13 protein-coding genes are annotated in these 12729 nt (G+C 51.3%); 2 read left to right on the top strand and 11 right to left on the bottom strand.

Going from position 1 to position 12729, the window contains the following annotated elements:
• Positions 1-79 precede the first annotated feature (79 nt).
• The 3 genes from CRG97_RS06500 to CRG97_RS06490 all read right to left on the bottom strand — a co-directional run bounded on the left by CRG97_RS06500 (position 80) and on the right by CRG97_RS06490 (position 2035).
• On the bottom strand, positions 80-748 hold the full coding sequence (locus tag CRG97_RS06500; protein ID WP_098742305.1) for a DUF4097 family beta strand repeat-containing protein: 669 nt from the start codon (positions 746-748) through the stop codon (positions 80-82).
• Positions 749-889: 141 nt separating this feature from the next.
• Positions 890-1501, bottom strand: a complete 612-nt coding sequence (locus tag CRG97_RS06495; protein WP_098742304.1) for a Type 1 glutamine amidotransferase-like domain-containing protein — start codon at positions 1499-1501, stop codon at positions 890-892.
• Positions 1502-1546: 45 nt separating this feature from the next.
• Positions 1547-2035 carry a DinB family protein gene (locus CRG97_RS06490; RefSeq protein ID WP_098742303.1) on the bottom strand — a complete coding sequence of 163 codons (489 nt, stop codon included), beginning with the start codon at positions 2033-2035 and terminating at the stop codon, positions 1547-1549.
• Positions 2036-2146: 111 nt separating this feature from the next.
• On the opposite strand from CRG97_RS06490, the gene CRG97_RS06485 reads away from it, so the two are divergent.
• Both CRG97_RS06485 and CRG97_RS06480 read left to right on the top strand, forming a co-directional pair.
• The gene (locus CRG97_RS06485) at positions 2147-3094 is read left to right on the top strand and encodes a helix-turn-helix transcriptional regulator (protein ID WP_098742302.1); all 948 of its coding nucleotides are present in this window, start codon (positions 2147-2149) and stop codon (positions 3092-3094) included.
• A gap of 256 nt (positions 3095-3350) precedes the next feature.
• Positions 3351-4133, top strand: a complete 783-nt coding sequence (locus tag CRG97_RS06480) for an aminoglycoside 6-adenylyltransferase (RefSeq protein WP_098742301.1) — start codon at positions 3351-3353, stop codon at positions 4131-4133.
• Positions 4134-4395: 262 nt separating this feature from the next.
• Here the strand turns inward: CRG97_RS06480 and CRG97_RS06475 are convergent, their stop codons facing one another.
• From CRG97_RS06475 to CRG97_RS06440, 8 genes are all read right to left on the bottom strand, one after another.
• Complete coding sequence (locus CRG97_RS06475) at positions 4396-5559, bottom strand: N-acetylglucosamine-6-phosphate deacetylase (protein WP_098742300.1); 1164 nt, start codon at positions 5557-5559, stop codon at positions 4396-4398.
• Entirely contained in the window at positions 5552-6343 is a 792-nt protein-coding gene (locus CRG97_RS06470) for a glucosamine-6-phosphate deaminase (protein WP_098742299.1), read from the bottom strand. Before CRG97_RS06470 ends, CRG97_RS06475 begins: the two co-directional genes overlap by 8 nt.
• Before the next feature lie 15 nt (positions 6344-6358).
• A complete protein-coding gene (locus tag CRG97_RS06465) occupies positions 6359-7387 on the bottom strand; it encodes a Gfo/Idh/MocA family protein (RefSeq protein ID WP_098742298.1) in 1029 nt (342 codons plus the stop codon).
• Positions 7388-7392: 5 nt separating this feature from the next.
• Entirely contained in the window at positions 7393-8451 is a 1059-nt protein-coding gene (locus CRG97_RS06460) for a Gfo/Idh/MocA family protein (protein ID WP_098742297.1), read from the bottom strand.
• Positions 8448-9314 carry a sugar phosphate isomerase/epimerase family protein gene (locus CRG97_RS06455; protein ID WP_098742389.1) on the bottom strand — a complete coding sequence of 289 codons (867 nt, stop codon included), beginning with the start codon at positions 9312-9314 and terminating at the stop codon, positions 8448-8450. The genes CRG97_RS06460 and CRG97_RS06455 overlap by 4 nt, the downstream gene beginning before the upstream one ends.
• 61 nt (positions 9315-9375) lie before the next feature.
• Positions 9376-10200 (bottom strand): carbohydrate ABC transporter permease, encoded by an 825-nt coding sequence (locus tag CRG97_RS06450; protein ID WP_098742296.1) that lies wholly within the window; start codon positions 10198-10200, stop codon positions 9376-9378.
• Between the two features lie 60 nt (positions 10201-10260).
• Complete coding sequence (locus CRG97_RS06445) at positions 10261-11226, bottom strand: carbohydrate ABC transporter permease (protein WP_098742295.1); 966 nt, start codon at positions 11224-11226, stop codon at positions 10261-10263.
• 29 nt (positions 11227-11255) lie between these two features.
• Entirely contained in the window at positions 11256-12617 is a 1362-nt protein-coding gene (locus tag CRG97_RS06440) for an ABC transporter substrate-binding protein (protein WP_098742294.1), read from the bottom strand.
• Positions 12618-12729 lie beyond the last annotated feature (112 nt).

The raw sequence follows: 12729 nt of genomic DNA, 5'->3' as shown, positions 1-12729 counted from the left end.
AGAGCCGTAAAAGCTGTGAACTCTTGCAAAGGACGAGTACGGGGATGCTTGTTTTTTCTTAAGCTCTGTTCTTGCATGATTATTTTATCGAGATGTTCCCCGAGGAGGTTTTGAGCTTCACCTCATGCTTGCCATGACCAGATCGCCCTTCCGTCTTCCGATTGCTCTCCTTCCTGTCCTGGAGCAAAACGGCAATGGACCGATGTCCGCTTCCGGATTGCAGCATCCATGTCGCATCAGGCGTTTCTTCATCCAGCTGGATGTTCACGTTTCCACTTGTCGCCGATACCTCCACGTCGTTGTTCAAACGGGTGAACGCAAGTGAGATATTCCCGCTTTTCCCCTTCACCTGTAGGCTATGATTTTGCAATCCGGTTCCCGATACATTGCCGGAAGAACCATCAATTACGACCTTCCCTGCATAGTCCGCAGGAATTCTCACGCTAAGCTGCGGCATCCTGCCGATATTCAACATCCGCGTGATGTCGTTATCTAAACGAATCTTTACCCGATTGCCATCCTGTTCAACAACAGCCCCAGCGGACTTGGTGTTTCTGAGCAGCGAAACTTCCAATGCTTCCACATTCGCTGTCTCGACGAACAAGGTCGTGCTGCCATGGTCAATCTCCAGCACTTCAACCTCCTCAAGCGTTACGCGTTGAAGAGTCTCCTCTTCGCTGCTCGAGCTGCATGCACTGAGCAAGAACACGCTGAGGACGCATAGAATTACAGCTGCGTATCGTTTCATATCTTTCTCACCCCCTTTTCAACTTTGAAGCCATTGTACAGGATGACGTTGCGTCACTTTCAAGTGAATTTATATTGATGGTATAAGATAAAAAAAGGGATGGCAGTCGCCATCCCTTCAATCATCGAATCGAATATCATTCTAACGAACAACTATTTTATTTTTTTCAACTTGGATTACTTGCGTATTGGAAATAGGCACGAGATTTAATTTAGAATTGTAGTGAGCCATTAAATCAGAAGCTGCGTCTTTAAAAGGTTCGTTGTTATAATGCGGAACAGGATAAACATTGATGAAGTTTAAACCCTCAAACGATTTCAATGTAGTTGCTTTACCTATATCATCCATGAATTTTACATACTCTATATCGGGAGATGTTATTATAGATCCCGCTGATTCTCCAATATACAATTTTCCCGAATGAACTTGCTCTGTTATGATCTTGTCTGCCCCTGATTTCCGCAGCTCTTGTAACAAGTAGAACGTATTTCCACCAGATACGTAAATAAAATCATTTCGTTCTAGCTTTTCTTTGACTTCCTGCAATGGTGCTGCAGAAATATCAAGCTCTTCAACGACGACTCCCAACTTTTCGAATGCTTCTTTTGCTGTATGAATATAGTGGGTGATTTCTTCTGGAATACTCGCAGTAGGAATAAACGTTAAACTCCTGCCTTTCAGGTCATCAGCAACGAATTCTCTAAAAAGATCAACAACATCTTTAAACGAAGATGTTAAAAACATATTCAGCATCTTTACTTCTCCTTTTAATTATCGCTGGGTATCCGTGCTTTAACTTTAATATAAATCGAACATGCTCACTTCATAGCCCTGGGCTTTCAGGTAATTGAACATTTGCGCCCGGTGATGCTGGGCGTGCGTGACGATTTCAATCAGCCACTTGGCTTGTGTCGATCCGTGCTCCAAATAGAAGGGTTTTGTTTTCTTTTGCATAAATTCTTCATCCGTCAACCCATTCATGTATGACTTTACATCTGCAAGTCCCTTCGTCATCCAGGAGATCAGCTTGTCCTTGTCTACGCCGTCTGCAGCAATGCTTGCCTCCAGCTCCCGGATCTCCGCTTCACTCTTCTCTTGCAGAATCAATAAATCGGTAGCAGGTACCGAAACGAGATGGTAAACCAGCTCCTGAAGCGACCTCATATTGTGGGCAGGTCTGTAATCCCAGTGTTCTGGCGAAATTTTGCCGATCAGATTCGAACTGGTTCTAACGATAAGCTCCAGCTCCTCAAATAACAGCTGCTTCATTTCATTCAATTGACTCACGTTTCATCACTCCATTTTTTAGTTATAAGGGGTATCTGGGTTCTACGGTCAGTATAGCGTATAATGGTGACAACTATTGTCATAGTCATCAAACGATACGGAGCTGATCTTATGTCCAAATCCAAACGTCTCATGGAGCTGATGATGACCGTGAACCGGATGCGGAAATTCACGGTAAGGGAATTGGCCGATCAATTCGGCGTGTCGTCTCGCACGATCTTGCGGGACCTGCAGGAGCTGAGCGAGCTGGGCGTTCCACTTTATTCCGAGGTAGGACCGCACGGCGGATACCAGGTGCTCAAAGAACGAATTCTCCCCCCGATCGCCTTCAGCGAGGAAGAAGCCGTCGCGATGTTTTTTGCCAGCCACGCCCTGCGTCACTATCTATTTCTTCCCTTTGAAGCCGAGTCCTCTACCGCACTTCAAAAATTTTATTATTACATGCCCGGGGATGTGCGCGACCGGATTGACCAGATGAAGAACCGGGTGGATTTTCTGACGCATACAAGGCAGCAGAAGGTTGAATCTCTCGGCGTTCTTCTGGATGCCGCCGTCGACCAGCGGGTCGTTACGGTGTTATACGAGAGCAGGGAAGGCTATGCCGAGCGAAGTATCCAGCCCGTGGGCATCTATGCAAGCAATGGCTTCTGGTATTGTCCCGCTTATTGTTTTCTGCGCGATGATTTTCGCCTGTTCCGCTGCGACCGCATGCAGTCCGTGGCCTATGATACAACCGGAATCGAGCCGCGGAATCACCGCCATATCCATCTGGGCAATTGGAGGGAATACGGGGCAGAGAAATCGGTCTATGTCCGGATGGTGGTTGATCTGAGCCGGGAAGGCGTTCAGCGCTGTGAATCCGAATTGTGTCCTGTTCCCCGCATTGACATGCGGCCGGATGGAAGCGGACGGCTCGATCAGAACGTCCCTGCGAGCGAGCTTTTGTATTTTGCTAAATTTTTTATCGGGTTAGGAAATGAAGCCACCGTGAAGGAGCCGCAGGAGCTGGTGGTTCGTATGAAGGGGATTCTCACGGAGATGATGGCGAAATACGATTAGAGACAGCGAAGACCATGGTTGGCATATAGATAAGTTGATTATTGGCAATTACATGCTACACCATCACCACTCCCAACAAAAAAGGACGAGCCATCTAAAGCTCGTCTTTTTGCCTAATTAAGCTACCTGGTAAGATAAATTTATCAACTAAGAAAAACTCTTTCGATTAGATAATCAATATTGAATATGATTCATCAATTATGTTACGATGGCGTAATACCTATTTTTAATAGGTCAAATTACAGGAGTGATAAGCATGTTAAAACAACATGAGGAGTTTATTCAAAATCTTATAAAGAGGATAAAAGATGACGAACGATTTGTAGGTGTACTTGCTGGGGGGTCAATGAGAAATAATACGATGGATCAGTTTAGCGATCTTGATTTGATTCTTGTCTATGATCCAACCTTTAAAACGGACATTATGATGAATAGGCTGCAAATAGCTGGTGAATTTGGTCACCTTTTATCCGGGTTTACTGGTGAACATGTAGGTGAGCCACGGTTGCTCATTGGCTTGTACCACGGCCCTCTTCATGTTGATTTTAAATTTGTAACGATCGAAGAAATAAAGGATGGAGTAGAAAAGCCTGTTGTGTTATGGCAACGAAATTCCTCTTTGGAACAGCAGCTGAATGAAATCAAGTTTTCTTATCCTTCCCCCGATCTTCAATGGATTGAAGACCGTTTCTGGGTTTGGATGCATTATGGTGCTACTAAACTCGGCAGAGGAGAGTTATTCGAAGTAATCAGCTTTCTTTCATTTGTTAGAGAGGCTGTTATTGGTCCATTAATTTTAATGCAACACAATTCACTTCCAAATGGGGTACGGAAAATTGAAAGACATGCTCCTGAACTTATCGAGGAACTGGGAAAAACAATTGCTCTTCATGAAAAAGAAAGTTGCTATAACGCAATTAAGCATACGATATCATTATATTTAAAACTAAGACGAGGATATGAAAACGATATACAAATAAAATCTGAAGCTCAACATGTATCCATTAAGTATTTAGAAGAGGTTTACGAAGAAATGTAACGATAGTTCTATCGAACAATCGATACATACTCGTTCAATATAAGAATAGCGGCAACTAAGACTTGATTCCACATCTTAGTTTGCTGCTTTTCAATCAAAATCGTAGAAGTCGGCTGTCTTATCGGCATGTAGATCGTACTGATCGATATCAAAACGAATGCAAATATCGCTTCTTGAATTCAAGAAGCGATATTTTTCATCCCGGGATGATACTTTTGTTCATCGTTCAAAACTCTTTGAATCCTGTCCATTATTTTAACACCTAACGAGCCGCCCGGTAAACCGAATGCCCTCCCTTAATCGTCTCCACAATGCGAAGACTTCCCTGTTCCTTCTCCAACACCACGAAGTCGGCCTGCGCCCCTCTCTTTAATCCATAATGGTCTGCTTTCCCCATCGCCTGCGCTGGCAGCGTTGAAGCCATGTCCCAAGCTTCAGGAAACGTGCACAGCCCCGACTGAGCCAGCCGCCATACCGCATCGGCAAGCATCATGGCCGAGCCGGCCAACAGCTCGGGCTTGCGGGCGAGATGCAATCGACCTTCGGGTGTTAATACGACATTGCCGCCGATATGGGTCTCGTATTCGCCTGGCGGCATACCGCTTAAATAGACGGCATCGCTGACGAGCAGCGCTTTGGAGGACTTGGCGCGGAGCATCACTTTGATGACCGAGTCCGGCAGATGGTACCCATCCGCGATGATCCCTGCCCACAGCTGATCTTGCGCAAGCTGCTCCCATATATAATTCGGATGGCGCGGCAGCGTTAGATGCGCGCCATTGCCAAGATGCGTGGACATCGTCGCTCCCGCTTCCACGGCATCCCGAATTTGCGCTGGCGTCGCGGCGGTGTGCCCGATCGATACCGTGATTCCCGCCTCTACGCACGACCGGATAAAACTCGCAGCTTCCGGCCACTCTGGCGATAGCGTCACGATCCGAATCCGATTTCCCGATGCCGCCTGCCATCTTGTAAACAACGCCCAATCCGGCGCTTTGATGTACCGGGAATCATGGGCTCCCCTGGGCCCTTCCTCCGGAGAAAGAAAGGGGCCCTCCAAATGAATCCCGCCAATGGTTGAACCGACCGCTTCATCCTCCAGGCAAGCGGCGTCGATAACCCGCAGCAAATGTTCGATCTCTTCATCGTCATTGGTAATGACGGTTGGGTAGTAAAGCGTTATACCCTTTTCCCATAAACGCCGGGTTGCCTGGATAACCGTCTCCGTTGTGAGCGGCAAGGAATTGAAATCATGGCCGTACCCGCCGTTAATTTGAAGATCAACAAGTCCGGGAGCGATCCAGGCGTCCTCGTCACCATCGTGCGGAAGCATCTGCTCGATCCGGCCGTCAGGAGTCCATGTTAGCTTTATCCGCTCACCTGTTGCGTAATGACGGCCCACACGAACAAGGGTATGGCTATCCATTCCGGATTTCCCCATACGACTCCCGGTCCACGTACAGCTTGCAATCCGCATGCCTTCGAAGAATGCTGGCAGGACAGGCCTCGTGTATATCGCCGTGCAGCGTCCTTTGTACCGCTGCCCGCTTGCTTGCACCCGGAACGACGCAGAACAGATGGGCACCTGACATTAACGCCGGAATGGTGAGCGTAAGGGCGTATTCCGGAACCTCCTCCAAGCTTGCGAAACAGCCGTCATTCACCTGCTGTCGGCGGCAATCCTCGTCCAGCTTCACCCGCTTTACCCATAACGGATCCGCAAAATCGGCAACGGGCGGATCGTTGAAGGCGATATGCCCGTTCTCGCCAATACCCAGGACCACCATATCGATCGGCGCAGCGGTAATCAATCCGCTGTATCTGTCGCACTCCGCCTCAGGATCATTCATGCCGTCGATCAAATGCACCTCTCCTGGAGATACCAGATCAAACAGCTGCCGAGACAAAAAGTTCCCGAACCGCTGCGGTGCCGACGGAGGAAGGCCGATGTATTCATCCATATGAAAAGCCGTGACCCGACTCCAGTCCAATCCTTCCGATTGAACTAGCGCCGCCAGGCACTCATTCTGGGACGGGGCGGCTGCAAAGACGATGCGAATGCGCTCTTTCTCTGCCAGCAGGCGCTGCATAGCCGCGCGGATATCGGCTGCTGCCGCTCTCCCCATCGCTTCGCGCTGGTCATAAACGCGAATCTTCAGTTGTTCTTGCACGTCTTCAAGAACAGGCTTTATGCTGCGCTGAGACATCATAGACTCTCCTCCACCCTATAATACCGGCATTCCGGGCTGCAGTTTGATTTCCTTGCGCTGCCGGGAAGCTTCATATGTGCCGAGAATAATCTCCAATGAATGCAGGCCGTCCTTCCCGGTGATGACAGGCTCGCGGCCTTCGCGAACGGCAAGCGCCATATCTCGAATTTGCAGCCGGTGTCCGTCAGGTATAACTTTAAACGGTTCGAATTCAGGCAGCTGAACCTGCTGACCATCGATCTCAAGGGATACGATCGTATCTTCTTCAATGACGAGCACACCCTTCTCTCCATGGATGACCAGCCGCTGCCCTTTCCCGTCGCAGGCCGTCGTCGTAATCTCCATGACGCCGAGCGCGCCGCTCGCAAATTCAAGCGCAGCAATAACGGTATCTTCGACCTCGATGCTGCGCAGCACGGCCTTGGCCTTCGCAGACAGGGAGGCAACGGGTCCAACGAGCCATTGCAGCATATCCACCGTGTGAATTCCCTGATTCATCATGGCCCCGCCGCCATCCATCTCCCAGGTCCCGCGCCAGCCCGCACTGTCATAATAGGCTTGATCGCGGTACAGCATGACATACGCCGAGCATAAGCTAAGCTTCCCAAGCCGTCCTTCTTGAATGACCTGCCGGGCGTATCGGGCCTGCGGGGACATGCGCCTCGGAAAGACGGTTGCCAGCAGCACACCATTCTCCGCACATACCTCGATCATACGCTCCACATCGTCAAGGCGGATCGCCATCGGCTTCTCCACCAGCACATGTTTACCCGCCCGGGCAACCATCGCCGTCTGATCTGCATGCATTCCACTTGGCGTGCAGATACAGACTACCTCCACATCCTCGCGTGCCAGCAGTTCTTCCAAGGTGTCGCAGATATCTCCTCCGTACGTTTCAGTCAGTTTGACCGCAGATTCCCGTTTCGTATCGAATACGGCGGCAAGCTCAGCTTCCTCCGTATTCAAGATGCCCTGAGCATGAATATCCGCAATAATCCCACAGCCGATGATACCGAATCGGACGGGCAGCTTTTCCTTTGTCATGTATCCTACGCCTCCTCAATACGCTCTGTTTGCGGTGAAAGTCGCATACATTCCCTATTCCCGATCAGGATCCGAGCCTCCTCATCGGCAGTTACCGTAGCCTCCGAGGCTTTATAAATATCGTCATGCGTGATGATGCCCTCTTCTCCCTCCACCCGGTTCAGGAAATCCTGTGCAAGGGAGAGGGGAGGCGGTGCCAAAAGCAAAGAGCGCAGCTCCTGATCGGTGATCACAAGCGCAACCTCATTGCTCGATAATAAAGGATCACCTTCCAGCCGAATTTCCGCAATGCCGTGCGTCCCCGTAATGAATATCCGTCCGTCTCCCCAAGTCCAGCTGCCTGCCGGTGTATGCCAGTCCGCGTAAAGCTGTGCCGTTATGCCGCCAGCCATGAATACCTGCACGCCGGCCGTATCATAGAAGGTCGGATATTCAGGCAGTATATTCTTCGCCAGATAACCGGATGTCGTCTCCACTTCCCGGCCCGTCAGCCACCGTAACAGGTCAAAATCGTGCACGAAGAGATCGTTAATGATGCCCCCGGATTGTGACTTGTCAAAGTGCCAGGCCGGCCTGGCTTCCGGATTTAGCCGATGCGGCTTACGCATCGAGATATGGACAATGTCCCCCAGATCACCCGCCCGGATCATCCGCTGAACGGTATGCAGGGAAGGACGAAAACGCTCGGTGAGCATCATGCCTACCTCAATCCTTCCCCGCTCCAGAACGCCGCGCAGCCGGGTCAGCCCCGCCCGATTCGTCACGGCGGGCTTGTCGATCATGATAGGTTTGCCATGCAGCTCGCACAGCTCAATGACATCCATCTTCTCATGGTTGATGGCCGCGCAGCCGATAACACTCACTCCTTCATCGCTCAGCAGCGATTCCCGATCCCACGTCAGCTCCAGGCCGTACCGGTCGGCGAGTGTACGAGCTAACGGCTTATTGTCCGGTTCGTATACTCCTGCACATTCGTAGCCCAGTGCCAGCATCTCCTCGATAAACATGCCGATGTGGGCATGCTGGCAGCCGATGATTCCAAATTTACGCGCATTCCCCGTCATCCTGTCGACACCTCCACAGCCTGCAGCCATTCCTTGATGACCGACAGATCATAAGCAAGCCGTTCCTTCGGCGGATAGGGAGCTGCGCATTCCAGCGTAAGCCAGCCTGCGTACCGCTGTTCCCGGAGTCCCCTGAGCAGCCCGCCGTGATCCACTTCTCCCTCACCAAGGCGGCACTGCAGGAAGAACTCTTCCCCGTGACGGGTCAAATTCTTGAACGTTCCCGGCGCCCCCCCTTGCCCGATCCGCCGTTCATCCTTGATGTGCACATGAAACAAACGGCTTCCGAGCTGCCGGACCGACGCTTCCCCAAACTCCGTGTCCGTGATGTACATATTCCCTGCGTCATGAATCAGGCCAACCTGATCATCGCCGATCAAATCCAGCAGTCGCAGAGCGCTATCTGTCGTCTCTACCAGGCTCTGGTTGTGAATCTCCAGCACGATCCGTTTTCCCGCAGCGCGGGCTTCCTCCGCGCATTTCCGAATCCAGAAAGCCGCCTTGGCATAATGATAATCCTCCGCCAGAAAAGCATTAGGCCCTCCCTGAAAGATCCGGATCATTCCCGCCTCCAACATTACCGCGCGTTCCAGCAGGCCCAAAAACTGATCATAAGCCTCAGCGCATTCCGCATCTCCGCTTGTCGAGAAATGTCCCATATAACCTGCCAATGCCGGAATCTCCAAGCCATGACCTTCCGCAACAGCCTTCATTTTGCGAACCCGCGGCAGCGAAGCTTTCGGACTTAAGTGCGGTTCGCGGCAGGCGATTTCGATTCCGTCGAAACCGAGCCCGGCCGCGATCGACATCGCTTCATGGACGCTGTAGTCGATGAGTGATCCGCTGAATGCCGCTATTTTCATTTCGTCTTTCATCCTTTCCATCACAGACATGGCTCCTTCCGGAGCCGATAGTAACGTTCCATTATTTAATCCCGGCCATATTGTGGTTCTGTACAAAATATTTCTCGGCAAACAGGAATACCAGCAGGATCGGAACGAGACTGACGAGTGCAGCCGCGATCATAAGCTGTTCATTGCCGGTCCATTGGCCTGATAAGGAGAGAATGCCGATGGGCAGTGTATACTTCTCATTCGAGGTCAAATAAATGACAGGCGTCAGAATCTCGTTCCACTTGCCCATAAACGTAAAGATCGCCAGTGTCGCCAGCGTAGGCCTGGCCATCGGGATAAAAATTCGCAGGTAAATCTGGAACGGATTGCAGCCCTCCATCTTGGCCGCCTCCTCGTACTCCTTAGGTATATTCATAAAAGCCTGCCGCATGAGGAAAATCCCAAACGGCTGAGCCAGCCATTCGATAATCCACAGCGGCGTGAGCGTATCCAGCATGTTCAGCTTATTAAAAATGATGAAATGCGGGATGATGATGACCACCGCCGGAATCATCATCGTTCCCAGCACCATCACGAACAGCGCACTTTTCAGCGGAAAGCGCAGCCTTGCGAACGCATACCCGACCATCGAGCAGGAGATCAGGGCGCCGACGACGGACAATACGGCTACGAAGATGCTGTTTAGCGTGTAGCCGCCAATATTCCCAAGCTGAAACACCTGCGCGTAGTTAGTCCATTGGAATACTTCGGGAATCCAGCGGGGCGGAACGGTTGTATATTCCTTGTAGGTTTTCAATGAATTCATGAGCGCCGACAGAAACGGCACGATCATGATGAGCGAACTGATCCCGATCAGCACGTAACCGATGCTTTTTCCCAGCAGCTTTCTTCTCATGTGAGGCTCCTCCTTCCTCCGATGCGGTTCCATATCTGCAGTTCCATCTTGATCGCTTGATCAGTCATAGTGCACCCACTTCTTCTGACCCCTGAGCTGTATCAGCGTCAACAGGAAGAGGATCATGAACAGAACCCAGGCAATGGCGGAAGCATAACCCATCCTCATAAACGTGAACCCTTCACGATATAAATACAGCATCATGACCAGACTGGAGTTATTCGGGCCTCCCGCCGAGCTGATGTCGCCTCTGCCGGTTAGTACATAAATCTGTTCAAATGCCTGGAAGGTGGAAATCGTGCTCATGATGACAACCAGGAAGGTGGTCGGCGAGATCAACGGAACCGTAATGTAGCGGAACTTGCGTAAAGCTCCGGCACCGTCCATCTCCGCGGCTTCATACAGATCCCCGGGAACGCTCTGCAGACCCGCCAGATAAATGACCATAATATAGCCGATCCCTTTCCAGACCGCGATGAAGACAAGCAGCGGAATGGCCAGCTTCGGGTCCTGCAGCCAGCCTTGCCCTTCCAGCCCCAGCTTGGCAAGCAGCGTGTTCGCCAGACCGAAGCGAGGGTTGAATATGGCGTCGGCGACGTACAAGATGACGGTCCATGAGGAGATCACCGGGATAAAATGGGCCATTCGAAACCATTTAAGCCCTTTCAAACGCTGGTTTAGCGCGACAGCCAGTACTAAAGCGAGAAAAGTCTGGAGCGGTACGAACAGAACTGCAAAATACAAGGTGTTCCACAGGGAACGCCAGAACATCGAATCCTCGGCCATGCGCCGGAAATTATCCAGTCCGCTCCACTCGGGCGGATTCAGCATATCGTAATCGGAAAAGCTGAAGTACAGGGATGCGGCGAGAGGACCCGCCACAAAGATGATAAAGTGGAGAAAATAGGGGGAGGCCATGAGCAGCCCCCATCTCCCCTCATGATCCCATTTCCGTTTTCGGGCGGGCTTTCCGTGCGGCATCGGATCGGCTTTGAGTGCTGCATTGTCGTTTAATGTATTGCCCATTTCACTCCCGCCTTTCTTCCACCCTTGTTTTATTTTTTATAAAAATCATCGAGAATCGATTGAACGGCAGCATCCGCTTCGCTGAGCGCTTGATCGATAGTTGCATCCCCAAGGAAAGCACGCTCCGCATGTTCGTTGAATTTGCCTACCCATTCTTCCCAGACCGCGTTATTGTCGAGTGTCTGTGCGAACTCCAGGCTATCCAGGAAGGCCTGGCGGTTAGCCGGCTGCTCTCCCGCCTTGAGGAACACTTCGGATTCCGCTACGGATTTTTTGACGGGCACGGCTTCACCCAGTTCGGTCCACTGCTTCTGCACATCGTCTTCCGTAGCCCAGTATTTAATCCACTCCCAGGCAGCCTCGGCTTTCTCGTCGCTCGACTTCTGATTAATCACCCATGAGTTGGCGATGACGGGGGACACTCGCTTGCCGTCAGGTCCCTTCGGCAGCAGCGTCACATCGTAATTCAGGCCGGCTTCATTCGCTGCCTGTACCCGGGCATAGATGCCGATCCGCATGGCTGCCGATCCGCTTGGGAACACGGCGGTATTGCTCTGGAAGCTCTTCAGGTCGACCGGATCCGTAATGATGCCGCGCTGCATGCCGTCGACCATCCATTCGAACGCCTGCTTGTTCTCCGGCGAATTGATGATGGAGTTCTCCGCTTTCTCGTCAAGGGCACCGCCGCCGTAGGATTTCATCACGGAGAACCAGCCTTCGGTAATGCTGAAGAACGTCAGCCCGAACTGATTCACGCTTGCGGCGTCAAACCCGCTGTCCTCAGCGGTTTTTCCACCGGCATCCACCGTCAGCTTGGCTGCCGACGATTTCAGGTCTTCCCAGGTCCATTCATCCGAAGGATATGCTACGCCTGCTTTATCAAACAGCTCCTTGTTGTAAAACAGCACGCCGACCTGAATGCCCTGCGGCACACCCCAATAGCGCCCGTCCGCGTCCTTATTAAAATCGAGGCCGTAGTACTCGTCGGCTTTCAGGTCTCGTGCGATCCAATCCGTCAGATCCTTGGCGGCGCCCCGCTGGGCGTATTTCATGACGTAGACGCCGTCGGACAGCCATACGTCCGGCGCTTGGCCGGCCGCGATCTGCGTATCCAGCTTTTGATAGAACTGCCCGTATGGCGCGCTTTGCGTCTTCACCTTAATGTTCGAATGCTGTTTTTCGAACTGCTCGATCAGCTCCTTCATCTTCGTATCGGAGCTGTCGCTGGAATAATACCCGAGCAGGATTTCTACCTTTTTCCCTTCATCGCCTCCGGTGCCGGGTGTGGCAGTACCGCCCTTTCCTTCATCAGCATTGCTGCAACCGCTTACTATAACGGCTATCAGCAATAAGGCTGTTAACCAGCTGTAAAGCCCTTTTCTCTTTTTCACAAATCCTCGCCCCCTATTGTTTAAAATGGATTAATGAGATTGTAGTTGATAACGACCCAATGCGCCCATGTGCTTTCTTAGCCCACTTGTGATTTCTTGCTGCGGCATCATG

The organism is Paenibacillus sp. EZ-K15 (genome assembly GCF_002573715.1).
Lineage (GTDB): Bacteria > Bacillota > Bacilli > Paenibacillales > Paenibacillaceae > Paenibacillus_AQ.
The sequence above is the reverse complement of the archived record's forward strand: the minus strand, read 5'-3'. Positions and strand labels throughout refer to the sequence as shown.